We start from the raw sequence: 25,995 nt of genomic DNA, 5'->3' as shown, positions 1-25,995 counted from the left end.
TCCGAACCTGATTCTGATTATAGCGAATAGGCTTCAAAAAGAATATGTACATTCAAAATGAGTTCATGTATTTTTTACCGGGGATTATCCGCTGTCGAACAAAAAGCTGTATTATTTCACGGAAAACATGCACTTTTTTAAGCATTTGATTAAATCCGCCGCAAAGAAAACGTAATCATTGGATTGAAATGGAGAAAAATGATAAATTGATGCCAGCGCCGCAGCAAAAAGCCATCCCTGGCCCGTTCACCGGTAACCATGGATGGCTTTTGCGCATTGCCGTTTTCGGCTCGAATGATGAATTAGAGAGAAGGGTTGAGAGCGTCCAGCAGCTTCACAGAGTAATCGGCCTTCAGCGCATTGGCGTCCTGGCTGCTCAGGGAGCCGGCGGTCACATAGGTGTTGATTTCCTTATTGGTCTGCTTCACAAGTCCCTTGTACAGGGTTGCCGCATCGGTTTGCGCTGCAGCCGCCAGGCTCCGCCCTTGGGCCAGCCCTTCGAGAATTTGCGCAGCCGGGGTGCCTGTGACGGCGGCGGCGTCATACACAATACGGTCCGCCCGTTCCTGCAGATAGGCATCGGCATCCACTTCCCCGGTATAACCTGCCTGATCCACTGCAGCCAGCAGCTCCGCATAGGCCGCATCCTTGGTGGAAGCCGCTGCCTCCGTCTTCAGCCAACCGTTATCTGCCGCTTGATCGATATAAGCATCCACAGAGCTGTCCAGCGCCGATGCAAGCTCCGCCGCACTTAAATCCGCCGCAGCCGCAAGGGTTGCACCGCTGTCAAGCTGGCTTCTCAGCTCCGCCAGGCCAAGACCGGCATAGCTTGCCGTTTGACTGACGATGGAGCGCAGGCTCTCCTTGACAATAGCCGGGTCGGCTTCCGTTGCGGCTCCGTAGCCGTTGGCGGTTACAGCCGCCAAGAGCTGCTTCTGCGCTTCGGCTTTCCATTCATCAAGCTTGGCCGTGCTCAACGCTCCTGAAATCCACGCCGCATCAAGGGCTTTGTCAACGTCCGCCTGCAGATGAGCGGCCAGTTGATCGGCATCCATACCGGTAGCCGTCTCCAAGCTTTGGCCTGCCGCAAGGGCGTTTGCCACATCGGTGTAGTCCTCATCCGCATAAATGGCAGCCAGTCTGGCAACGCTGCTTAGCTTTTCGTTAATCAGTGATTGGGCATACACATCCATCCAGGCATTTTCCTCGGCATCATAACCCTTGGTGTTGACGATTTTGGCCACAGCCAATGCCGCTTCGCTCTTCAGGCCGCTGCTTTCCTCCTGGGTCAACCGATTGGTTTGCACCAGCCGGTCCAAATCCTGATTCAGCCCGGAGAGCAAATAGGCGGTCAGATCGGATTCACTCAAACCGGAAGCCTCCACCAGGGATTCCCCGGCTTTTAACGCCGCCCTTACATCCGCTGTGGAAATCTCGGACACACCGGCAGTAAGCTGGACCAATTGGCTTAACCGGTTGTTTAATGCCTCACGGCCCAGATGCAACGCCTCTGCTGCCGCATCGTAGCCGGACCAGGCCTGGCTCAACAGCTTGGGAAGCAGACTCTCCACCTGCTTGGCTGCATCGGCTGCTTCCTCTACTGTAAGGTAACCGTGGGCCACTTCATTTTCCGCATCCTTATTGAACAGCGCCGTCAGATCCGAAACGATAGTAGTATATGACTCGCCTGCCGCATCCGCAATGGAAGCCCCATCGGCCAAACGCTCGGCGTAAATGTCCTGATCTTCACTGTACAAACCGGATACCCGCTCGGGAAGGCTGTTCAACCATGCGGATACAAACACATCGGAGTATGTAACGGTCTGCTGAGAGGCTTCATCCGCATTTATGGATATGGACACGGTGTATGTATCTGCCGCAGCATGGGCCGCAGTGCCTGCCCATCCCCATCCTCCCGCCGCCAGAACCGCCGCACTCATAACAACTGCCAATTGCTTTTTCATTATTCATCTCTTCCCTTCAGATTTGGATTGGATTTGTTAATGTATAGAGCTTATCCCCCAAACCTTAAACGGCGATGAAATAAAGCTGAATACAAACTGAGAGTTTCCTGAAAGATTTTTTATTGATTGTTATCCGTATGACCTTTCTTTTTCCCGATGTTCCCGATCCCATTGTAAAGAATGGACAAAAGCGCAGGCATACATACGGGGAGCATGATAAAGCTGAGCAGCAGCAATCCGATAATAATGGAGATGGCCACTTCAATAAGAGTGATGACACCCGAGGGGATCAATGCGGCGAAGGTCCCGCTTAAAATAACGGCCGCCGAAATGACAACGCCGCCCATGTAGCGTGCAGCTTCCACAATGCCCGGAGCAGAGAGATTCCCCCTTTCTTTGAACCGCATCATCAGGAAGATACTGTAATCCACACCTAAAGCGACAATCATAATAAAGGTGAAGAAAGGCACGTTCCACCCCAGATTATCCACGCCCAGCAGCCGCGTGCCGATTAATTCGCCCAGGCCGAGAGACGCGCCATATGCCAGCAGCAAGGAGCCAATAATAAATACCGGCTGCCAAAAGGAGCGGGTAACCAGGACCAGCATTAATCCGATGCCGGCCAGCATCAGCACGACAGTGCGTGAAAAATCCTCTCCGGCCATGGCCTGCAGATCCACGTTCTGCGAGGATTTCCCTCCTACCGCCACCTTGGCGCCAGACAGACCGCTTCCCTCCAGCGCAGCTTTTATTTGTCCGTTCAAATCTTCTGCAATATCCATGGCTTCTGCGGAATACGGATTTACCTCGAGAATTACCGCCATCCTGACCATTTTCCGATCGGACGACATATACATATCCACCGATTTTTGGAATTCTTCACTTTTCAAAACCTGGGCTGGAATATAGAATTTCTGTGAAGCCTCGGAGCTGCTGAGACCGTCCAAATATTCACGGGCATCGTTAAGTCCTTCGCTGATGGCAGCCAGCCCGGCTGTGCTTTCGCCGAGTCCCGCTTTTAGGGTCTCCATCTTTCCCTCAAGCTGGCCCAATCCGGCCAGAAGCTCCTTCTGCCCTTCATATACCTGGGACAGTCCTGCCTCCAGTTCTGCGGTTTTGCCCGAAATCTGCGCCGAGCCTGCCGCCCCTTCCTTCAGCCCCGTCTCTAGCCCGGCTGCGCCCGTGCCCAGTTGAGCGGCTCCCTGCTCCACCTGCCCAAGCCCTGCCTGAAGCTGCGCCAACGCTCCATTGGCTGTTTGAAAAGAGGCGATTGCCTCTTCATAGGGGGGAATGGTCTGCTCCAATTGGGCAGACAGCTCTGCCAACTGTTTTTCGCCGGATGCCGCTATGTCCATGACAGTCCGAATATTCCTGTCGTCGTTAAGCTCCGGACGGCTTTTGACCAGCTCCGTCATGGAAGCTCCAATCTGCCGGTAACCCGCTGACGCTCCGCCGATCCTCCGGCTGATGTCATCCAGATACCCGGAGTAGGAGGATAAACCCGCTTCCAGTCCGGCATAGCCCTCAGCCAGGCGGAAAGCAGCCTGGGACATTCCGCCAAGCTGCTGCTGCAGTGTGGACAGACCGGATTGCAGCTCACTGGCTCCTGCAGCTCCGGAGTTAATGCCTGCCGCCACCTGATTGAGCGCATTCCCCAAAATTGCCGTTCCTTCCCTTAATTTCCCTGTTCCGTCGATTAAGGCCTGCACATGAGTCAAGCTGTTTGCGCCCGAATGTTTAAACTCCTCCTGAGCGGAGGCTAATCCCGCATGGATGCTTGCAATTCCGCTGCCTGCCTCATCCAGTCCGTCCTTCAATTCATGGGACTGGCCGCTGATATAAAGCTCCTTGAGTTTTCCGCCGGTTGGCCGCGTTACTGTATACACCCCTTCAATGCCCTTGACCTTGGAAATCTTCTCAGCCAGTTCGTCCACAGTCTGGAGACTTTCTGTGGTATCAAGGGGATGGTCAGCTTCAATGACGATGGTGGCGGGTGAGGAAAAGCCCGGGGAGAAGTGCTCTTCGATGATGCTGATCCCCTGCTTGGAGGCATAAGCATCGTCCACTTCAAGCAGGTCGTTATAGCTTAACCTGCCGCTGTAGCCCATAATGAGAGGTGTGCACAGCAGCGCCACCGCCGCCAGAACGGCAACGGGACGGCGGACGGAGACACGGGACAAAGCGCCCCAGATGCGGCTGTCTCCATGTCCTGCAAGGGATTGGGACGGCCAGAACAGCTTTTTTCCCAGCAGAGCCATAAAAAAGGGATTCAGCGTGTTTAATACCAGCAGCAAAACGGCAATTCCAATGGCTACGGACGAGCTGGAGCGGTAAATATTGAACTCGGCCAGAATCAGCGCCGCAAAGCCGATAAACACCGCCAGCCCGCTGTACAGCACAGTCCGCCCGGCCGATTTGTAGGTGGCCTTAATGGCGGCATTGCCATGCTCCTGACGGCCCAACTCCTCCTTATATCTGGTGAACAGGAGAATATTGTAGTCCGTTCCTATGCCAAACAGCACCACCACCAGAAAGACCTGGGTGAAATTGGAAAACGGATAATTGAACTTGTCGACGAGATGGGCAATGATTCCCATGGAAACCAGGTAAGACACCCCCACTGTAGCCAAAGAAACCAGCGGCACAACGGGAGAGCGGAACACGATGATCAATACGGCTAGGATGAAGCCTACCGCAATGACCTCCGTCTTTTTGATCCCCTCCTGGGTAGATTTCACGAAATCCTCGATAACCAAATCCGTTCCGGTTAAATAGGTTTGCAGCCCATCTTTTTGGATAACTGCCTCCAACCGCTCCGACACCTCCGAGATGATGCCGCTCTCCTTGGATATGGCGATTTGGGCCAAAATCGTCGATTGGTCCCGGGAGACCAATTGCTGTCTCATTTCATCGCTGTCCAAATAGGAGTTCACTTGCCGGATGCCCAATTCCCCGCTCCGGCTCTGCAGCTCTTCGATGGACATCTTCACCTGCTCCAACTGCGCGCCGGACAAGGCTGTGCCGCTGCCGCTGTAAAAGACGGCGATCAGATCATAATTCTCTCTGCCATTCTCATTCATCTTGCTGATCATGGAATTGGCGATTCGGCTTTGTTTGGTATCCGGCACACCGGCTTGACCCTTTTCTCTCACCAAAACATCCATGTCGGGCATGGTGAACAGCAAAACGGCCGTTACCGCCCCCCAAATCAACAAGGAAATACTTCTTGAAGTCAAGATTTTTTTCATGGTATCCCTCCATCTGTATTATTCGGAATGAATATTCATTCCGTTCGCTGCAAAAAAAGAGTCAGATGACTCTGACGGCATCCCAGCAGCTCTCCTCCACCCCTGCCAGCAGCTCCCGGGTTTCTGTTAGAATCCCCGCGCTGATGAGCTTGAAGATCTGCACATATGCGCCATACACCAGGGCAATCAGCGCATTTATATCAAAATCCTTAATCATACCCGCTTTTTTGCCGTTCAGGATCACCTGCCGGAAGGTGCCCAGCAGCTCCTCAAAAACCTTCTTGCTTTCCTGATCCAGATAATAGGCGCTGTTGTGGGAATCAATGAAGAGCAGCGCAAGCAGGTTATTGTCCGCAAAAGCCACCAGACGCTGAAAGATAAAGTGGAATTGCTCCCTGATATCCTCTTTAGAGTGGAGGGCATCGAAATGCAGAGTATCGGCAAATTCCTTCACGCATGACTGGAACAGGCCGTTCACCAGGGACTCCTTATTCTCGAAATAGCGGTAAATCGTCCCCGCCCCCACTTGGGCCCGATCGGCAATCATGGGCACAGTGGTGCCGTCATAGCCCCTTTCCGCAAAAAGCTGCAGCGCGGCTTTCAGGATGCTGTCCCGCTTATTGGCTGCCAATGAGTTGTCCCCCTTTGTCTCGGAATGAATATTCATTCACATTGTAAAAGATTATGCGCTCGTTGGCAAGTATAAATTCCGCGAGTCCGGGAAGCAGCCCCATGGGCGCACCCTCCATACCTACAGATAAGGGAAGCCTATTTTCCGTTATCTCCTCAGCGCTCCGGAAAAGGCAAGAATAGCGGCAAGCAATTTTCCGCTATTCGCCCAACACCGAGTTGGTTTGCCGGTAAACCGGAGCAATAGCGGAAATCGGCCTGCCCTTATCTGCGGCTTCCCCTCCTTTTGACCAGAATAGAGGAAATTAAACTTCCGCTATCCCCAAATAGCCAGCCCCATTCTAACTGAAGGCAAAGCCGTGGGAGCCTAGCCGGCATTCAATAAATCAGCAAATAAACACAATAGGTCAGTTTTTTGCCGGGATACTCTATTGCCCGCCGCGGGACGGGCCCATATACTGTTCAGTAAGACAACCCGATGTATGGAGGGAGAATGGATTTTGACACAGCAGAAAAGCTACTCCGGCTATGTAATGGCCCATTTTATTGGCGAGCAGCCTGACGGCGAGCAGGTTTATTTCGCATACAGCGAGGATGGGCTCCATTGGAAGGATTTGAACGGGGGTTTGCCGGTGCTCCGCTCCGGCTTGGGCGAAAAAGGAGCCCGCGACCCGTTTTTGGTGCGTGACCCAAAAGCCGCCAAGTTCTATCTGATTGCCACCGATCTGCGCATCGCCAGCGGCAAAGGCTGGGCGACAGCAGTCCAGGCCGGAAGCCGGGATATGATCGTATGGGAATCCGCCGACCTGGTGAACTGGTCTTCCCCTTGGGCCGTCACCTTGGCTGTGCCTGGCGCAGGCTGCCTGTGGGCGCCTGAAGCGGTTTTTGATGAAGCCAGCGGGGACTTCCTGGTATTCTGGGCCTCCGCCACCCAAGAGCAGCATGAAACAGAGCGGAAGCATAAAATCTACAGCGCTCGGACCAAGGACTTCAGAAGCTTTACCCCTGCGGAAAAATATATCGAACGGGATAACCATATTATCGATACCACTATCCTGCTTCATAACGGGGTCTGCTTCCGCTATTCCAAGGATGAAACCACCAAGAATATCCGGGTGGAGCAAGGGGCTTCCCTGGATAAGGACGCTTTTGTCCCCCTCTTCGCTCCCGTGCTGGAGGAGCTCACCGGCGTGGAAGGGCCGGAAATCTTCAAATTCAATGACCGCGAGGAATGGTGTCTGATTGTGGACCGCTTCGCCACGGGCAAGGGGTATCTGCCTCTGGTCACAACCGATCTGGCAAGCGGCGAATTCCGTGTGCTGGATGATGAGGAATTCGATATGGGCAAGAGCAAAAAGCGGCACGGCGGTGTCCTCCCCATCACCCGCGACGAATGCAGCCGTCTTCTGGCCGCATTCGGGGACGGCCATCAGGTGCTTCCGGGCCAGTTTGCCGATCCGGATCTGGCCAAGTTCGGGGACCGTTATTACCTGTACCCCACCACGGACGGGTTCACCAAATGGTCCGGCACCCAATTCCATGTGTTTTCCTCCGCGGATCTGAAGCTGTGGAGGGATGAAGGCATCATCCTGGATCTGGCTACCGACGATGTTCCCTGGGCGGTGGGCAGCGCCTGGGCCCCCTGCATTGCTGCCCGAAACGGCAAATACTACTATTATTTCTGCGGCAAAAGACCGGATGGCAAAAGCGCCATCGGCGCAGCGGTAAGCGAATCCCCGGTTGGCCCCTTCCGGGCGGAGCCTCAGCCGCTTATCACCATGGAGCTGCTGGAGCGCCTTGCCATAACTATGGGGCAGGCCATTGATCCCTCTATTTTTGTGGAGGAGGACGGGAGTGTCTACCTGCTGTTCGGCAACAGCCATGCCGCCATCGTCAGGCTGAATGAGGATATGGTCAGCATCGCCGAGGAAACCATGCGGAATTTGGAGGGACTGTTCGATTTCCGCGAGGCGGTAACGGTGCTTAAGCGGGGCGGACTGTACCACTTCACCTGGTCCTGCGACGATACGGGCAGCGAGGATTACCACATTAATTACGGCACTGCCGAGGAGCTGTACGGCCCTGTTGCCTACCGTTACCCCGTCCTTGTCAAAAACAAGGCAAAGGATATGCTGGGCACCGGCCACCACTCCATTTTCCAGGAGCCCGGCACGGACAAGTATTGGATTGCCTACCACCGCTTCGTGACGCCCCTTACCCGGTTTGCCGAAGGCAAGGGTTTTCACCGCGAGGTGTGCATTGATCCGCTGGACTTTGGCCCGGACGGACTGATGGCGCCGGTGAAATTGTAGGATTTAACGATCCGCTAACAAATTTTTTACCGAAAATGCATCTCCTTGGTGTATGATGGGACTGACGGTTGGGCAGTTCTCATCATACATGAAGGGGAGCTTTGCACATGAAGATCGGACTATTTACGGACACCTATTATCCGCAAATTAACGGCGTGGCCACATCCGTACTGATGCACAAAAAATTTCTGGAGATGCTGGGACATCAGGTGTATGTGTTCACCACCACCGACCCCAGGGCCGATCCCCATGAGCCCGGCGTATTCCGTGTCACCAGCCTTCCGTTTGCCAGCTCCAGACGGATCGGCATCTTTATCCATCCCAAAGCCATCTCCTTCATCCGCAGGCTGGGCTTGGACGCTATCCATACCCATACGGAGTTTTCCTTGGGCATAGTGGGCAGAACCCTGGCGAAGCTCTTAAAAATCCCTTTTTTGCATACCTACCATACCATCTACGAAAATTATACCCACTATATCGTTAAATTCGGGGTGTTGGAGCCCGCGGCCAAAAAGCTGGCCCGCTCCATCAGCACCCGTTTTTGCAATTCCGCCGACCAGGTGATTGTCCCTACGGAAAAGGTCCGGAGCCTGCTGCTTTCCTACGGCGTCCGTCCGGATATCGGGGTTATCCCCACCCCCATCGATGTCAGCCGGTTCGGCAGCGGCTCCGGTTCCTCTGCGGAGCTGCCGGAGCTGCGGGCATCTCTGGGCATTGAAGACGGGGACAAGGTGCTGCTCTACATCGGCAGGATGGCCAAGGAAAAGAATGTGGACCTGCTGCTCCAGCATCTGCAGGATTATCTGCTCTTGGCTAAGGAGCCGGTGAAGCTTCTGCTGGTAGGGGACGGGCCGGAGCGGAAGCGGCTGGAGGAGATTGCGGAGGAATACGGCATTGCCCACCGGACGATTTTTGCCGGGGAGGTGCTGTGGGACCGGGTCTGCCTGTATTACCGGCTGGGAGATGTGTTCGTCAACGCCTCGCAAAGCGAAACCCAAGGCATTACCTACACCGAAGCGCTGGCCTCCGGCCTGCCGGTGGTGGCCATGGCCGACCCTTGCCTGGAAGGAGTCATCCGGCATGGCGCCAACGGGTTCGTGTTTCAGGAGCAGGCGGATTTCATCCGTTACGTTGAAGCCATCCTCGGCGACCGCCTGATGCAGGAGCGCATGTCGGCGGAAGCCTGCCGCTCCGTGTCCGAGCTGACCGGCATCCGTTTTGCCAAGGATGTGGAGGGGCTGTACCGGGAGACCATCGCCCGCGCCTATATGCCGGTAGGTTCGGAAAAGCTGAGTTAGGCTTCCGGATTGAATAATCTTCGAGACCCAAAATACCCAAAAAGACGATACCCGACAATACCCTGACTTCTAGGGCGTGTCTGATAACTCCGAGGGGAGCAGCTAAGGCCCAAATTTTCGTTCATGGCAAGGAACTTTCGTGAAGGCGTACCGGGAGTACGTCAAGCGGAAGTGACGATGCAAGGGACGAAAAGGCGGTGAAAGATGCCCTCAAGCGGGTTTTCAGACACGCCCTAAAACCGGAGCCAGGGTATTTTTACTGGCGCAGCATCGGCGAGAAAGGCGGAGCAGGCCTCCTTCACATGCTTCCTCAAGGAATAGCAGGAATCCGCCAGCAGGTACACGGATGCAATGACAGCGGCTCCGGCCGTTAGATTGCCGGGCAAGAGACGCAGAGCGTTAGCTACCGGGGGATGAATGAGCACAGCGAATACCAGCGCAAGGGCCCCCCACAGCAGGGAGTAAAACAGGCAGATATGGCCGCCCAAATTCATCCGGTTGCCGCTGTAATCCCACCATCTGCGGTGAAACAGCTTTTGAAGCGCCGCGCCGGTCAGATATTCCAGCAGCGAAACCAGCGCCATGGAGAGAAGGAACAAAAGCAGGTACCGGACAGCAGCCGATACGGCAAGGGAAAGCGTCCAGTTGGATACAGCAATGATAATCAATGCCCCCGCCCCATAAATGGGACAATAGCCGCCATGCAAAAATCCCCTGTTCACAAACCTTTTCTCACGCAAGGAAGCATATGCACTCTCCAGTATCCAACCCGCAAACGCGTAACAGACAAAATAAAGAATGCCTGTGGCAAGTTGATAGCCCATTTCTCTCATCCCTTTCCAGTTTATTATTCACCCATAAAACCCAAAAACTCTACAAAGCTCTTGCGAGCTTGTCATTCGGTCTTAGCGTGTGTGTTGGCATACACGCCCTAACCTCACAGAGCTTCGCCCATCAGCTCATACAGCATGGCCTGCTCTTTGACGGGCAGCTCCTTCATGATCCTTAAAAATTCAGCTACCAGGTCCGCGGCTTCTAGCCCCAGCTCCTCATTGACGCTATGGATGATGGTTCCCAGAACTGTTCCCACAAACATGGTCAGCCCCATTTCCTTATCCGGCGCCTTGCCCGAAATATGGCGGATCAGGGTTTCCGTCTTTCCCCCCAGTTTTTTCAGGTAAATCATTAACAGCCCCAGGACGTATCCGCAAAATTCCACATTGGTGGTTTTTTCGGGAATCTCCTTCAGCACTTTTTTGATCAAATCGTTAACGCCGGTATATTTCAGGCTTTTCAGCAGAGCTTTAATGCCGGCAACTGTCTCATTCCATGCTCCAGAATCCGCAGTATCGGTCCGGCTTTGCTTGAGCAGGCCGGAGGCTTTAGCCGTAGGAGTGAAAACCACTTGAGAACGGCCCGTTTCATTGGGATTGCCCTCATAGCTCCGGGACACAAAGCCCAGCTTTTCGATTTCCTTCAGCATGTCATAAGCCGTCCATTTGCTGACGCCCAATGCTTGGCCCAAGGTTTCATAATGGATGGGGAGGCTGGTTTTGTGGTACAGGTCAACCAGCTTCTGCAAAAATTGCATCCGCCGCGTAGTCAGGGTCATGCCGCTCACCTCAGTTTGGTTCTTAGTTTTTGGTCTTTTTGTGCTTTTTGTGTTTCCTGTGATTTTATATTAGCACCGTGTGAACTTCCAGTCAATGACAAGGTGAATACTAATGCAGAGCTTAGGCAGCGCATATGTCAAAAGAAAAAGCCGACACCGCCAAATAGGCTGATGTCAGCTTGATTTTCCACATTTCCGGCACGGCGCTCCTTACCAGAACAACTCCCCATGCCCCAGCAAACGGGACAGGCCCTCCACGAAATAATAGTCGCCGTAGATCAGCGGCACATCCATGTTTTTGCGTTCCGGGTAGTGGCTGGTGCCGTGCAGGATCAGCCCTTCCTCCTCCGCGGAATCCCAGGAGCCATAGTTGGCATACAGGGAATGGAGAATCCGCTCCCCGGCTTGGCGGTACAGATCCGCCTCCAGACCGTCCACCTGCTCGGCGATCAGCAGCAAACCGCAGGCGGCGCAAGCGCCGGCGGAGGAGTCCCGGTAATGGGGCACATCCTCAGGCAGCCGGAAATCCCAATGGGGCACATGATCCTCAGGCAGATTGGCGATGAAGAAATGGGCCACCCGCTTGGCCGCCTCCAGATAGCGGAGATCGCCGGTGTGCTTGCAGGACAGCGCCATGCCATAGATGGCCCAGGACGCCCCCCGGGACCAGGCGGAATCCGGCGCAAAGCCCTGGCCGCCGTTGACGGATACCTTCTCCCCGGTAAGAGGATCGAAGATTACGATATGGTTCACCGAGCCGTCCGGCCGGATAAAATGGTCCAGCGCCGTATCGGCATGGCGGACGGCGATATGGCGGTAGCGGGGATCACCGGTAATTTCGGTGGCCCAATGCAGCAGGGACAGATTCATCATGCAGTCGATAATGGCCCAGCCCGCATTCTCCTGGCCCTCATGCCACGGGTTCCAGGCCCGGATATAGTTGCCCTGGACATTGAACCGCGCCGCCAGCAAATTGGCCGCCAGCAGTCCGCGGCGCTTGGAATCCTCCGCCTCCGCGGCGCCCAGAACCTTGTACCGGGCCACGCTGGTCAGCGTCCACATAAAGCCAATATCGTGATCCAGCTTGTAATAGTCGGAAATTACGCTGTCCAGCTGCTTTTCGCAGGATTCGGCCAACTCCCGCAAACCGGCGTCTCCGGTTTTCCGGTACAGCAGCCAAAGCAGCCCCGGCCAAAAGCCAGCAGTCCACCAATATGCCGGCTCCAGCTTGTACATCCCGTCTGCACTGGCATGGGGGAAGCCGTCTTTGATGCGCTTGCTGGTCCGTCCAATCTTCTCCACTGTTTTGTCCCATGCGTCCTGGGCCCAATTTTGCGGTAAGCTCATGAATTCAAACTCCTTTACACATCGATTGTTAAAACGTTTAAAGTAATGAAACCCATTTCATTTTACCAGTTTCCGCCGCAGGATTCCATATGCATTTACGAAAAGATACGCAGCCGAGGGCTCCAGCCTGGACATGAGGAAACCTAACGGAAGTGAGCGCCTCTATGCCGGCTAAAAACAGGGCGGCCGGATTCTAACGGAAGCAGGAGCCCTTATTTAAGCCAAACCGGGTCCATAGCGCCCCTTTTGTCTCACATAGTGTCTCTCCCCGCCGTTAGAAGAAAAATAGAGAGGATCAGCGATCCCCTCTATCCCCGCCTTGTCAGGCTCATTATTTTTTGTTGGCGTCAATCAGCTTTTGCGTGCGTTCCTGGGAGTTCTTGATCATCTGGTCGATGTTTTGCTTATCCAGGATGAGCTTTTCATATTCCTCGTTGATAACCTTGTACACATCCGCATTGTAGGAAGCGGGAGGCACCAGGCTGGTAGACTTGGCGCTGAGCAGAACCCGCTTCAGGGATTCCTTGTCCACCTTTTCCGGATTCTTGGTGCCGGCCAGAATGGTGTCGATGATGGAGCTCAGCTGGTCGTCCTTGATCTTGGACCAGGACGGAACATACTTCTCTTGGGCAATTACGCCTTCGGTGGTGGCGAACCGGATGAACTGGTAAGCCGCATCCTTGTTCTTGGAGTTATTGGACATGGCGTAGAAGTCGGTAGTCACCATGGAATAGGTGTCTTTATCCCCGGCATTGTTCTTCGGGAACGGAGCCACCGCCACATTGAAGTTCAGCGGGAATTGCTCGGTGCCGCCGATTTCGGAGTTCATCCAGCTGCCGATGACGATCATGCTGGCCGCTTGGTTGAAGAACTGCGGACGGTAGTTCAGCTTCTGCGAAATCATATCGGTGTAAGGAGTGGAGGACTTGTCCACCTTCTCCATGTTGTAGCGCAGCTCAATGGACTTGCGGAAGTTGGGGTTGTCCAGATTGGAGGTGCCGTCTTCCTTCAGATAGTCGCCGCCGGTAGCCTGGTTGGCCATGGCCAACCGGGTGAATTCCAGCCAGCCGCCGCCTTGGGGGCCGTGGAAATAGGTGCCGTACCGCTTGGTGGCGCCTTCGCCCTTGGTCAGCTTTTTGGCGTAATCCCGGAAGTCATCCCAGGTCCAGTCGGTGGGAACCTTCAAGCCCGCCTCGTCCAGATGGGTCTTGTTCAGAAGCACATACCAGGGGTTGAACTTGCCGGGCAAAGCGTAATATTTGCCGTTCAGCATAGTATCCACCTTGTATTCCTCGGGAACCTTATAGCCTTCCTTATTGATGAAATCATCCAGAGGAGCAACCATGCCCAAGGCTACACGCTGGGCGTACATGCCCGCTTCACTGAACATGATCACGTCCATGGCTTCATTGGAGGCAGCCGCCAGGTCCAGCTTTTTGGCATATTCCTGGGTATCGCCCTTTTCACTCAGGTTGATCAGATCCACCTTAATGTTGGGATACTTGGTCTCGAAGGCACTGATAACCTTGCTCCAGTTTTGCTGGGCTTCGCTGCCGAAGGCATGAAACTTGATGGTAACCTGCTTGTTGCCGTCTGTAGCAGCGGCATTGCCGTTATTGCTCTCGTCTTTACTGCCGCAGCCTGCCAGCATTCCGGCAACCAAAGCGCCGCACAGCAAACCTGCCGTCAATTTACGCTTTTGCATGTAGGGACCCCTCCATATTAATCGAGAATGTATAGCGCTTTCTCTCGTCTTGCACTTTGATTATAGCAAGGACGAAATTTCCGTTGATAACGCAATATTTACTTCTCCCGATGTTATTTTGACATTGTAGCGGAAGTCTCGGGAGTTTATGAATTCCCGTTCCGGTACTCCTGAGGGGTTGTCCCCGCCACAGAACGGAACATCTTGATGAAGTAGCTGTGATTGTCGTATCCCAGGGTTTCCCCGATTTTGGCTACAGACAAGCTGGTCTGGTCCAGCAGCTCCTTGGCCCGCTCCACCTTCATCCGGTTGACGTATTCAATGAAGGTTTCGCCGGTCTCCTTGCGGAACAGCCTGCTGAAGTAGCTGGGGTTCATGAAAAGATGCTCCGCCACCTCATCCAGAGTAATCCGCCGGTTCAAATTCAGAGTGACATACTGGCAAGCATCCAACACCTCCGTGCGCTTGCTCAGCTCCTTGACTTCGCCGGCCACCACCAGGGAGGATTCAAAGAAATGAATCATCCACAGCTCCATTTCCTCCAGCGTATCGATCTCCAGAAGCTCCCGGTGAAGAATCTCCACGGAGAAATGGTTGCGGAACATCTGCATGGATTGCAGCTTCAGCTTCAGATCCAGCATCAGCTTCATCGCCCAGTCCTTCACCGTATCCGGCCGGAAGCGTTCCTCCCGGATGAACTGCATCCAGCGACGGATGACAGGCTGCACCTGGTCCGCCTTCCCCTCGATGAGAATTTCCCGAAATTCATTGGCCGCTTCATCATAGGAAGCGAACAAATCGGCTGAAGAGAATACCTGCTTATTCTTCCTCTCCAACGAATTGCTATACATATAAAAGCGCTGCCCGGAGGAGCCCAGCAATCCGTTCAGTTCCTGCTTCAGCTCCTGGGGAGTCTTGCACATAGTCCCGATAATAAAGGACAAGCCGACCTTAATTGTGCCGGCGGACGCCGCCTGAATGCGCCTGAACAAGGCTTCCGCCAGATCATACGGATTGGTCTTGATTCCGCCCACCACCGGAGCAATGATGAAGGACCGGAGGGCATCATAAGTAAAATTTACAATATTGGTTTTTACTTCCGCCAGCATCTCTTCCAGCAGGTTATTGACGGCAAACCGGAGCACATCATCGGTCACGAAACGCTGCCGGGCGGAGCGCTGCCCATCGATATAGCAGATCACCGGAAGGAACGAGCCGCCTGTCGCCAGCCCAAAAGCTTCCGCCTCGTTTATCCATGACAGCTCATTGAGGAGAGGCGTATGGACCGTTCCCCGGATAAAAGCCTCCTTATGCTGCTCCCGGTTCCGGTCCACCAGCTGGCGGAGCTGGTCGTTCTTCATAAACCGGCTGGTTTCCTCATCCAGACTCGCCTTCATCTGCCCAAGCAGTGTCTCCAGGTCCTGGGGATCAAGGGTGTCCTTGACCAGGTAGTCCTGCACATTCAGCTTCATGGCCTGCTGGGCGTAGTGAAACTCGCTGTGGCAGGAGAGAATCACCACCCGGATGGCGGGATTCAATTCCTTCAAAGCGCGGATCAGCTCCAGCCCGTTCAACCGCGGCATTCCGATGTCCGTGACCACAATATCGGGCATTACCGTTTGGGCCGCCTCCAGCGCCACCGCTCCATTCTCATAGACGCCCATAAGCTCAACCCCCAGCCGGTCCCAGGGAATGGCTTCGGACAACAGCTCCAGCACCGGATAATCGTCATCCACCAGCATCACTTTGTACATGGGCCCCACACCTCCTCGCCGCTGCGCAATTTATCCTTAAAGGGGCAGGTACATGGAAATGCACGTACCGGCTCCTTCTTCACTTTCAATCTCCATACTGAAGCTGCTTCCGAAGGTCATCCGCATCCGCTCGTACACATTGGCCAGCCCAATTCCGGAAAAGCCCCTCTTCTCGCTCCTGTCCTCCGCCTCCCCATGCAGCCCCAGCATCCGGCGGCGCAGCCCCTCCAAGGCGGCGGCATCCATCCCCTTGCCGTTGTCCCTGACCTGAATCAGAATCGCCCCCTCTTCTCTTTTGGCATGCAGATAGATGGTTCCCTCCATCTGGTTCAAGCCATGAATCAGGGCATTCTCAATCAGCGGCTGAAGGACAAAACGCGGCACCCGCTCCATCAGCACATCGGCGGCGATATCCACCTCCAGCGCCACCTCCTGCTTCTGCCTCATGTTCATCAGCAATACATAATCGATAGCCGTCTCCACCTCATCGTGGAGGGGGATATTGCCTGTATCCTGGATGGTCATACGCAGCAGCTTGGACAAGGAACTGAGCATATCGGCGCTCTCCCTGTCCCCGTTCCTCATCACCTTCATGCGGATGGAGTTCATGACATTGAACAGGAAGTGGGGATTGATCTGGGCCTGCAGCATATCCAGCTCGGCCTTGCGCTTGCGGGCCTGGGTCTCCGTAATCTCCCTGATCATGTCGGAGATCCGGTCCAGCATCTGATCGAAGGACTTGCCCAGCCGGCCCACCTCATCCTGGCCGCGGATGGAGGAGCGCACCTCCAGATCCCCCTGCTGCACCCGCAGAGCCACCTTGTCCAGCTTTACCAGCGGCTTGGTGAACGCCCGGAGAAGAACCAGCAGCAGCAGGAAGAACAGAATGAAGGATACAAGCTGAAACAGGAAGACGTTCTGGAAAATATCATTGATCTTGGCCACAGCGGACTTGTACGGAGTCAGGGAAACCAGCTTCCAGCCGCCGATGCTGATTTCCTTTTCCGATACCAGATAGGCGATGCCTCCCCGTTGAAGAATCGGCGTGCCCTCCCGGGAAAGCACCTCTCTCATTTCGGGAAAGGGGGAGCCGATGAGTCCGCTGTCCGTATGGGACAAAATTCTGTCCTCCCGGTCCAGCAGCATAATCTCCTGCCGGGTAGGCAGCCCCTCGAAGTATTGGTGAATCAGACTCTCCATTACCGTTACCACCACATAGCCGTATATGGCATTCCGGTCTCCCCGGAGGGGACGGACGGAGGTAATCTGGTAGGGATTCCGGGCCTTCTCGCTGCTGAAGACGGTAGGCATAACTCCGGCCCAGTAGGACTCCAAGCCGAAGGTATTCTCCGATTCCTTGACCCAGGGCTTGTCCAGCAGCAGCCGGGGATCATATTCATAACCCCAATAATTAGTAAACGCCATGCCGTTGTTCAGCACAATGGACACAAAGCTTTGCTGGCCTGCCGCAGTCAGGCTGCTGATGCTCTTGCGCACCTCATTGCCGTTCAGAAACTGCTCCTCCGTCTCCCGGTTGCGGTCATAGGGCTCCGCCGCCAGATTCTTCAGAAGGAACAGAATGTCCTGATCCACGGTAAAATAATTCATCAGATAGAGCATGTACCGAAACTCGTTGGATACATGCCCTTCCACCAGCTTCAGGGTTTGGTCGGCATTCTGTATCGCCTGGTCCTTCACCGCGTCCCGGGTCAGATAGTTATACACCATCATGGTGCCCAAGGCCGGCAGCAGGATGCACGCCACTGATGCGAGAATCAGCTTGCTTCTAAAGGATCTGGCGGCAAAGGAAGACCGGACCCATCTCATAAACAGCCCCCCTTTGCGGATAATTGGAGTATGCCGCTTTTTACCGGCGCCCATGTCCAGGCTCCATAGACAAAAATACGCGGGAGGAAGAGCCTGCACCCTCCCTCTCGCGTATATTGCAGCATGTAATCCTGCTTGTGCGGCGGGTGCTTTCCTTCAAAATTACCCTTTGACACCACCCAAGGCAATACCTTCGATTACGTTCTTTTGGCCGATGATGAAAATAATCAAGAGCGGCAGAATGGCCGAAACCGCGGCAGCCATAATCAGAGAGTAGAACTCGCCGTTCAGAGAAGCAAATTTCTGCATCGCCAGTTGGATCGTATACCACTTGTCCGAACGGATGAAGATCAACGGATTCTGGTAGTCGTTCCAGGTCCAGATAAACCGGAGAATGGCATAGGTGGCCACGGAAGGACGAACCAGCGGCAGCGCAATCTGCCAGAAGATCCGGGCGTGGCTGGCGCCGTCGATTTTGCCGGATTCTATATACTCCGTACTCAGGCTCATGAAGAACTGGCGCAGCATGAAGGTGCCCAATACACTGAAGCAGTTGATAATGACAAGACCCAGCAGGCTGTCGAACAGGCCGATGTTGCGGTACAGGATGAATTGGGGAACCAGGATGGCTTGTCCCGGCACCATGTAGGTGGCCAGAATCAGCAGGAACATGCCGTTGCGGCCCTTGAACTCGATCTTGGTAAAGCCATATGCCGCAAGCGCCGACACCACGCAGGAGATAGCGGTTGTGGCCACGGACACCACAATCGAATTGAGATAATATTTGTAGAAGGGATTGGAGCCCAACCAGACTTCCTTGTAGTTTTCAATGGCGTTCCAATGCTTGGGAATCCACTGGATGGGATAGGTGAACACATCTGTTTCCACCTTGAAGGAAGCCGACAGCATCCAGACGAAAGGCAGCAGGAACAGGATGCTGACAACGAGAAGCAGGATGGTGCCGATAAGCTTTTTTATACTGAACGGTTCCTTAATGCCCGAATCCATACGAAAACCTCCTCTTTAGTAATTGACCCATTTTTTCTGAGCGACCCACTGGATGCCGGTAATAATCAGCACGCAGGCAAACAGTACGACAGCAATGGAGGACGCATAACCCACCCGCAGGCTGACGAAAGCTTCATCGTACAAATACCAGACCAGCATACTGGTGGAGCGCATCGGTCCGCCGGCTGTCATTACCGCGATCAGATCGAAGGCCTTGAAGGTGGAGATCACGCCGGTAATGAGCAGAAAGAAAGTAGTGGGCGAAAGCATCGGGATGGTAATATGGCGCAATTGCACCCAGGAGTTGGCTCCGTCGATTTCCGCCGCTTCATACAGATCCTTGGGAATGGACTGCAGCCCTGCCATATAAACGATCATGTTGTAGCCGATGGAAATCCAGACCGAGATCATCATTACCGAAATCAGGGCAAAATTGGGGTCGGCGATCCACTTGGGCGGATTGTCAATGCCGATGGACATCAGGAACTGGTTCACCGGACCGGAGGACGGGTGGAACAGAACCTGCCATACAATGGCCACGGCCACTACGCTGGAGATGTACGGCATGAAGAAGGCAACCTTGAAATAAGACTTCATGTACACGTACTTGTTGATGAGAATGGCCAGCGCCATGGAAACGGCCAGATAAGCCGGCACTGTCAGCAGGAAGATCAGGTTGTTGCGCATGGAAATATGGAATGTATCCTCACGGAACAGCCGGGAGAAGTTGTCCAGCCCGATCCATGTGATTCCCTTGAAGCCTTGCACAAAATTCCAGTCGGCCAGACTGAGTACAAATGTCGCGATAATCGGCAATAAGGTCAGTACGATCAACCCGATCATCATGGGACTGACAAACAGGAGCCCGGAGATGGTTTCTTGTCTGCGCAGATTGCCTGCCTTCAGCTTGGCGCGTTCCGATTTCATGTTCTCGTTCACCTCTCGCAATGGTTTTCTTCTGATTTTTCGTCGATGGTTGAATTATAAAGAATAACGTTATTTTGAAGATAACGCTATTTTGATATTTTCGGATTCAATTTTGACATATTGGCTTCCGGCAGTATTTCCTTCGGGAAAATTGTCTTATAATGGGTTGAAGACAATACCCATTTCCCTTTTCGGATGGAGGCCTCTCAAAACAATGAATCCGTTTCCCTTGCCCATTCAGCACAATCCTCTCAAAACCAAGGCTGATCTTGCCCAAGCCTTCCGGCAGCTCACCGATCCGCTCACCCCCTACTATTCTCCCGGCAAGGCCGGACTGACAGTGGGCAGCACCGGCACCAGCTACAGCGGCAGCGTCGCCGCCATGGAGGGCTTCTCCCGCGTGCTGTGGGGGCTTGTTCCGCTATTGGCCGGCGGAGGAGAAAGCCCGCTGTGGGATACGTACATCCAGGGTATCCGCAACGGCACCGATCCCGAACATGAAGAATACTGGGGCGCAGCGGGAGACTATGACCAGCGCAGCGTGGAGATGGCGGCCTTCGGTCTGGCTCTCGCCTTGGTGCCCGGCAAGCTGGTGGACGGTCTGGGGAAGGAAGGACTGGATCAGCTGACAGCCTGGCTTGCCCCCATCAACGGGCATAAGCTGTGGGAATGCAACTGGCTGCTGTTTCGGGTGATGGTCCAGATGGGCTTCCGCAAGGCCGGGCTTTCTTATGACAAGGAGCTTACAGAGAGGACGCTGGAAGCCGTCGAACCCTTCTATATGGAGGAAGGCTGGTATGCGGACGGACTCAAGGGCCAGGCTCACAGTGATTATTATGTACCTTTTGCCATCCATTATTACGGATTGCTGTACGCCGCGTTGATGGAGGAGGAAGATCCCGGACGCAGCAGACTGTATAAGGAGAGGGCCGTTCAGTTTGCCCGCCAGTTCATTCATTGGTTCGCCGAGGACGGCTCTGCCCTGCCTTACGGCCGCAGCCTGACCTACCGCTTCTCCCAGGCCGCCTTCTGGAGCGTCATGGCCTTCGCGGGTTTGGAGGAGCCTTATTCCATGGGCGTGCTGAAGGGGCTCGTCCTGCGGCATCTGCGCTGGTGGTTTGCCCAGCCCATTTTTACCCCCGACGGGCTGTTGACCATCGGGTACGCCTATCCCAATCTGGTCATGGGGGAAAACTACAATTCTCCCGGCTCCCCTTACTGGGCGCTGAAGACCTTCCTGGTCCTGGCCCTGCCGGACAGCCATCCCTTCTGGACGGCGGAAGAGGAACCGCTGCCCAAGCTGGAGAGCAGCTTCGTGCAGAAGGCGCCTCATCTGGTTCTGTGCCGCCAGTCCGAGGTTCCCCACGTGACGGCGTTTAATTCCGGCCATACGTCCTCCAATGAGCATACCCATACCTCGGCCAAATATGAAAAATTCGCCTACTCCACCTTCTTCGGCTTCAGTGTGCCGCGTGCGGAGTGGGGGCTGGGCCAGGGTGCCTTCGACTCCATGCTGGCGCTGTCGGAGGGAGACAATCTGTACCGCGTTAAACGGCGCTGCGAGGAGACCCGGGTGGAGGAAGGACTGATCTATACCCGCTGGAAGCCTTGGGCGGATGTGGAGGTCAGCACCTGGATCATCCCCGGCCTGCCATGGCATGTGCGGGTCCACCGGATCGCAGCCGGGCGGGTGCTGGACGGCGCCGAAGGCGGCTTCGCCTTGGGCATCGAAGGCCTGGGCTCCGGCGGCCGGCTTCCCGGCAGCGGCGGCAAGCCTGCACGGCCTTACAGCGCCATGCCGCCCCACGGTGCGGAGAGCGCCGGCAGCGGTGAAGCGGCGTATGCCGCATACGGCAGAGGCGCCAGCGGCGTGAAGCTGCTCTACGGAAGCGGACAGGCGGAGCTGCTGACGCCCCAAGCCAACACCAACATTATGGTGAACCGGACGGTGATCCCCACGGTCCGCACCCATGTGGAGGCGGGCGCCACCGCATGGCTGGCTGTGGCGGTCTACGGGGAAGCCTTCGGGCCGGAGGGCTACGGCACCGGGGAATGGGCTGCCGCACCCAGAGCAGCAGTGCAGGACCGGGAGCTGCTGATCTATACCGCCGCCGGGGGTGACGCCGCGCCGGTATTCCGGGTCCGCCTGGACGCGTAGGGAAACCGTTTGGCGAGAGCCGCCTGCGTACATTTGCTCCATAACCACATTGCGGCCAAAAAAGAAACCGCCGGGGAATAAACTTCCCTGACGGTTTTTTTACGAAAAATGCACGATTGTCGCATTTTCATTCGGGGGCTCCCCCAAAAGTACCCCGAATTTGCTTCCAAGTATCCTCTTCACTTTTGGGGGATTGTTTTGTGCCGGAGTGGAATAGTAATCATGAGCCTGAACTGCAGAAAATTTCCTTAGAAGGAGTATGTCCGATGACAATCGTTGTTTCCATTTTAGTGCTTTTACCTTGGCTGGCTGTTGGCTTCTTAAGCAAGCACAAGCTGCGGCAGTTTATTTCGGCGGCGTTTTTTGGCAGCCTGATCAATATCGCCGCGTTTCAATTCGGCGATTATATGGGATGGTGGACAACCTACCAATCCTTCCCGCCGCTTGGCAATATTCCCACATTTGTGTTTGGCTTTTCCCCCGTTGTTGCGCTGTTTATCTTCTGTTTCGCCTACCCCAACCTGTGGCTGTTCCTGGGCGCCAATCTGGTGCTGGATGCCTTGCAGGCATATATCGTCGGGCCTCTGGTGTTTGAAAAGCTTGGTTTCTATGAAATGACCGGCTCCAGCGATACCCGGTTGTATCTGGTTCTGATCAGCCTGGTGCCCCTGATCTATGTTTACCAGCTGTGGTACGACAACAGCCGCTACACAAGCGACGAGATTGCGGGATTCCCCCGTCTGACCGGGTACCGCAAAGCCCGGTAAGGCCGGAGCGAAGCCGGGGACGAACCGGCATAGCCCCGGCATGTCCCGCAGAAGCTGCCGCCGCCCCCGGCCGGGCTCCGCTCACCCGTGGCGCAGTATCATCACCCCGTACCCGCTAACGGATGCGGTCCCCGTCACCCGGTTGCCGGTCAGCAGATCAAGAGCCTCCAACGCCCCCATATGAATCGAAGCTGCCGCCGAATTATGGTTCAGCACAAACGTATACACTGCCCCGTCCTTCTTCCGCTGCACCAGCTCAATGCCCGCATCCGCGCCAAACGGGGCAGCCACACCGGTTTGCGCGCACAAGGTCCGGCAGAGGTCCGCAATCATCCTGTCCTCCGCGTCCGCCGCCACATAATAGGCTTTGCCTGCGCCGAACTCATTGACGGTAAGAGCGGGCATCCCGGCATAAAAATCATCCCCGTACACCGCCAGAGCCCGGGCTCCCTCCAGATGAAGCAGATCGCACAGCAGTCCGCATTCGTATTCGCCCTGCACCTGCCCGAAGCCTCCTTGCAGCACCATCCGGTTCTTCATCTCCGGCAGCAGGCTGTCGATCTCCTCCACCCAGATGCCCAGCAGCTTCCGCAGCTCCCCCGGATAGCCGCCCAGCTTCACCCGGTCATTCTCATCCACGATCCCGCTGAAAAAGGTGGTGACAAAGGTGCCGCCGTTCTGGACATAGGCCTCCAGCCGCTCCGCTACGCCGGGCTTCATCATATACAGCACCGGGGCGATCACCAGCTTGTACTTGGAGAAATCCGACAGCGGACTGATGACATCCACACCGATGTGGGCTTCATAGAAGGCCTTGTAATATTTCTGGGCCTGCTTCAGATAGTCCAGATCCACACTGGGTCCGCTGGTGATCTCCACGGCGTTCCAGGTGTCAATATCGAACAGCAGCGCCACCTGGTTGTCCGCCGCCGCGTCAAGCAGCGTATCCCCAAGCGCCTCCAGCTCCCGGCCCAGCTCCGCGCATTCCCGGAACACCCGGGTGTTCCCGTGGCCCACATGCTCGATGACTGCCCCATGGTATTTCTCGCATGCGCCGAAGGAACGCCGCAGCTGGAAGAACATCACCGTGTCGGCGCCGTGGGCCACCGCCTGGTAGCTCCACAGCCGCATTACGCCGGGGCGCTTCAGACTGTTGTAGGGCTGCCAGTTCTGCTGGCTGGGGGTTTGCTCCATCAGCATAAAGGGCTTGCCGTCCTTCAGGCCCCGCATATAATCATGCCGCATGGCCACATTGGTCATGGGCTCATTCATTTGCGGGTAGCTGTCCCAGGAGACCACATCCATGCGCTCCCCCCATTTTTTCAGATCCAGGCCGTTAAACAAGCCCCAGATGTTCGTGGTAATGGGGATGTCCGGCGTAATCGCCTTAATAACATCGTACTCCGCCTGGTAGCAGGCCAGGATGGAATCGGACATAAAACGCTTGTAATCCAGCGTCATCCCTTGGAAGCAGCGGTTGTCCCCGTTGAGATTGGACGGCGGCACAATCTCCTCCCAATCGTAAACCGTGTGCCCCCAGAAGCTCATGTTCCAGCGCCGGTTCAGCTCCTCTATTGTCCCGTAGCGCTCCTTCAGCCATTCCCGGAACGCCGCCGCGCATTGGCCGCAATAACAATGAGGCCCGTATTCATTGGCCACATGCCAGATCAGAAGCGCCGGATGATCCTTATACCGCAGCGCCATCCGTCTGGCCAGCTCCACGGAGAAACGGCGGTACACCCCGCTGTTGGGACAAAAATTCACCCGGGAGCCATGGGTCCGTTTGTTCCCGTCGATATCCACCGGCAGCACCTCGGGATACTGCCGCGACATCCACGCCGGTTGGGCGGCGGTGGAGGTGGCCAGACAGGCGTAGATGCCGTTTTCCGCAACAAGATTGAGGATTTTATCCAGCCACTCAAAGGAATAGGTGGTTTCATCCGGCTGAAGTTTGGCCCAGCTGAACACCGGCAGGGTTACAATATTGATGCCCGCCTCCTTAAAAAGCCGCATATCCTCCCGCCAGATTTCCTCCGGCCATTGATCGGGATTGTAGTCGCCTCCATACCAGATGGTCGGCAGCTTGGGGTTAATCATCGGCATGTCCTCCGTTCGATTCGGTTTTATTGAAACCCATTTCATGAAATGGGTTTCACTCATAGGCAGGGCAACGCCGCCAGAGCGTCCCCTTCTCCCCCCATCTTAAAGCAGGCCCCTAAAATGGTCAATCCTTACTTTTGCCGGAATGCCGCCGGGCCTGTGCTCTGCCGGCAGATCAGCTGCGGCTCCAACACCGTAAGCTTTTTCACCTTCTCATTGCCGATCATCTGATGGAGGAGCTGTACGGCATATTCTCCCAGAGCATGGGAATTCTGCGACACTGTCGTAAGCTCGGGGGTGATGGAGGATGCCAGCAGCGTGTCGTCAAAGCCAGTCACGGAAAGCTCCCCGGGAATATGCACCCCCGCCTCCAACGCCGCCTTGACGGCACCAACCGCCACATTATCATTCACGCACATTACTGCCGTAGGCCGCTTTTCTCCTGCGAGAACTGTCTCCATCAATTTCCGGCCGCACGCGATGGAAAAGCCCCCGTACAGAACCGTGTCCGGCTGAAACGGCAGGCCGTTCTCTTCCATCACCGCCTTTAAGGCCTGCACCTTTTGCACCGTGGCAGTAATGGAGCTCTCTCCCCCGATAAAGCGGATCTCGCGGTGCCCCAGCCCGATGAGATGCTGCGCCGCCAGCCGGAACCCTGCGGCTTCGTCGGTCATCACCCGGGGCAACGAAACCCGCGGCATATTGCCGTTGACCAGGACAACGGGCAGCCTGGCGGCGCAATCCGCCATTTCCCGGGCTAATTCCGCCTTGGAGCGGACCTGGTTGATTCTCCCGCCGAGAAAAATAATCCCGTCCACCCGCTTTTCCTGCAGCAGAGTCAGGTATTCGGATTCCTTCTCCTGCTCCCCCATGGTGTTGCACAGGAAAATGGCGTAGCCCCTTGCCCGCGCCTCCTTCTCCGCTCCAAGAAACACCTCCGGAAAGAAAGGATTCCCAATATCCGGCATAATCATCCCGATCATGCCGCTTTCCTTCTTGATCAGACTTCTGGCCAGAGCATTGGGCTGGAATTGATGCCTGTTGATCACTTCCAGCACCCGCTCCCGGGTACTGGCCTTAACAGGAGCCGTGCCGTTTAAGACCCGGGAAACGGTAGCCACCGAAACCTGGGCCTCCTGGGCAATATCGTAGACGGTAATTTGCTTCATGAATGAATCCCTCTCATGTCCAAAAGTACATCGCATGTTCGATTATAACACGAAATTGGAGGAGAAGAATTCAATCGGGCCAGCAGCTGTGCCATTCCAACGCAATGGGACATTCAAGCTTTGCGCTTGAACATCCCATTGTACTAAAGAGTGTAACTACCGTTAAGCT

At 55.2% G+C, this 25,995-nt stretch carries 17 protein-coding genes; 4 read left to right on the top strand and 13 right to left on the bottom strand.

The features are described from left to right. Nucleotides 1-302 precede the first annotated feature (302 nt). The 3 genes from DQG13_RS04240 to DQG13_RS04230 all read right to left on the bottom strand — a co-directional run bounded on the left by DQG13_RS04240 (nucleotide 303) and on the right by DQG13_RS04230 (nucleotide 5,843). Complete coding sequence (locus DQG13_RS04240; RefSeq protein ID WP_113018499.1) at nucleotides 303-1,964, bottom strand: hypothetical protein; 1,662 nt, start codon at nucleotides 1,962-1,964, stop codon at nucleotides 303-305. Between the two features lie 119 nt (nucleotides 1,965-2,083). Further along, complete coding sequence (locus DQG13_RS04235) at nucleotides 2,084-5,212, bottom strand: MMPL family transporter (protein WP_113018498.1); 3,129 nt, start codon at nucleotides 5,210-5,212, stop codon at nucleotides 2,084-2,086. A 61-nt stretch (nucleotides 5,213-5,273) separates the two neighbouring features. Continuing rightward, complete coding sequence (locus tag DQG13_RS04230; RefSeq protein ID WP_113018497.1) at nucleotides 5,274-5,843, bottom strand: TetR/AcrR family transcriptional regulator; 570 nt, start codon at nucleotides 5,841-5,843, stop codon at nucleotides 5,274-5,276. Between the two features lie 499 nt (nucleotides 5,844-6,342). Here DQG13_RS04230 and DQG13_RS04225 point away from each other — a divergent pair, with 499 nt between their 5' ends. After that, the gene (locus DQG13_RS04225) at nucleotides 6,343-8,154 is read left to right on the top strand and encodes a glycoside hydrolase family 43 protein (protein WP_258525449.1); all 1,812 of its coding nucleotides are present in this window, start codon (nucleotides 6,343-6,345) and stop codon (nucleotides 8,152-8,154) included. 107 nt (nucleotides 8,155-8,261) lie between these two features. Further along, nucleotides 8,262-9,452, top strand: coding sequence for a glycosyltransferase family 4 protein (locus DQG13_RS04220; protein ID WP_113018495.1), 1,191 nt, complete (start codon nucleotides 8,262-8,264; stop codon nucleotides 9,450-9,452). Nucleotides 9,453-9,685: 233 nt separating this feature from the next. Here DQG13_RS04220 and DQG13_RS04215 read toward each other — a convergent pair whose 3' ends face one another. The 8 genes from DQG13_RS04215 to DQG13_RS04180 form a co-directional block, all read right to left on the bottom strand. Further along, nucleotides 9,686-10,276 carry a putative ABC transporter permease gene (locus DQG13_RS04215; protein ID WP_181592567.1) on the bottom strand — a complete coding sequence of 197 codons (591 nt, stop codon included), beginning with the start codon at nucleotides 10,274-10,276 and terminating at the stop codon, nucleotides 9,686-9,688. Between the two features lie 113 nt (nucleotides 10,277-10,389). Then, nucleotides 10,390-11,064, bottom strand: a complete 675-nt coding sequence (locus DQG13_RS04210) for a LexA family transcriptional regulator (RefSeq protein ID WP_113018493.1) — start codon at nucleotides 11,062-11,064, stop codon at nucleotides 10,390-10,392. 210 nt (nucleotides 11,065-11,274) lie between these two features. Next, the gene (locus DQG13_RS04205) at nucleotides 11,275-12,411 is read right to left on the bottom strand and encodes a glycoside hydrolase family 88 protein (RefSeq protein WP_113018492.1); all 1,137 of its coding nucleotides are present in this window, start codon (nucleotides 12,409-12,411) and stop codon (nucleotides 11,275-11,277) included. 331 nt (nucleotides 12,412-12,742) lie between these two features. Continuing rightward, entirely contained in the window at nucleotides 12,743-14,116 is a 1,374-nt protein-coding gene (locus tag DQG13_RS04200; protein ID WP_113018491.1) for an ABC transporter substrate-binding protein, read from the bottom strand. A gap of 146 nt (nucleotides 14,117-14,262) precedes the next feature. After that, nucleotides 14,263-15,870: a response regulator transcription factor gene (locus DQG13_RS04195; RefSeq protein ID WP_113018490.1), complete on the bottom strand. Its 1,608-nt coding sequence runs from the start codon at nucleotides 15,868-15,870 to the stop codon at nucleotides 14,263-14,265. 36 nt (nucleotides 15,871-15,906) lie between these two features. Then, nucleotides 15,907-17,697, bottom strand: coding sequence for a cache domain-containing sensor histidine kinase (locus DQG13_RS04190; RefSeq protein WP_113018577.1), 1,791 nt, complete (start codon nucleotides 17,695-17,697; stop codon nucleotides 15,907-15,909). Between the two features lie 162 nt (nucleotides 17,698-17,859). Next, nucleotides 17,860-18,705 (bottom strand): carbohydrate ABC transporter permease, encoded by an 846-nt coding sequence (locus DQG13_RS04185; RefSeq protein ID WP_181592566.1) that lies wholly within the window; start codon nucleotides 18,703-18,705, stop codon nucleotides 17,860-17,862. A gap of 15 nt (nucleotides 18,706-18,720) precedes the next feature. Further along, on the bottom strand, nucleotides 18,721-19,632 hold the full coding sequence (locus tag DQG13_RS04180) for a carbohydrate ABC transporter permease (protein WP_113018489.1): 912 nt from the start codon (nucleotides 19,630-19,632) through the stop codon (nucleotides 18,721-18,723). Nucleotides 19,633-19,846: 214 nt separating this feature from the next. On the opposite strand from DQG13_RS04180, the gene DQG13_RS04175 reads away from it, so the two are divergent. After that, on the top strand, nucleotides 19,847-21,790 hold the full coding sequence (locus DQG13_RS04175) for a DUF2264 domain-containing protein (RefSeq protein ID WP_113018488.1): 1,944 nt from the start codon (nucleotides 19,847-19,849) through the stop codon (nucleotides 21,788-21,790). Between the two features lie 266 nt (nucleotides 21,791-22,056). After that, a complete protein-coding gene (locus DQG13_RS04170; RefSeq protein WP_113018487.1) occupies nucleotides 22,057-22,557 on the top strand; it encodes a hypothetical protein in 501 nt (166 codons plus the stop codon). 81 nt (nucleotides 22,558-22,638) lie between these two features. Here DQG13_RS04170 and DQG13_RS04165 read toward each other — a convergent pair whose 3' ends face one another. Together DQG13_RS04165 and DQG13_RS04160 are read right to left on the bottom strand one after the other, a co-directional pair. Beyond that, nucleotides 22,639-24,654, bottom strand: coding sequence for a beta-galactosidase (locus tag DQG13_RS04165; protein WP_113018486.1), 2,016 nt, complete (start codon nucleotides 24,652-24,654; stop codon nucleotides 22,639-22,641). Nucleotides 24,655-24,788: 134 nt separating this feature from the next. Then, nucleotides 24,789-25,826, bottom strand: coding sequence for a LacI family DNA-binding transcriptional regulator (locus DQG13_RS04160; protein ID WP_113018485.1), 1,038 nt, complete (start codon nucleotides 25,824-25,826; stop codon nucleotides 24,789-24,791). Between the last annotated feature and the right edge of the window lie 169 nt (nucleotides 25,827-25,995).

Origin of the sequence: Paenibacillus sp. YN15 (assembly GCF_003285005.1) — a bacterium.
GTDB lineage: Bacteria > Bacillota > Bacilli > Paenibacillales > NBRC-103111 > Paenibacillus_AR.
Note: the sequence above shows the minus strand (reverse complement) of the source record. Positions and strands in the feature narration are given on the sequence as shown.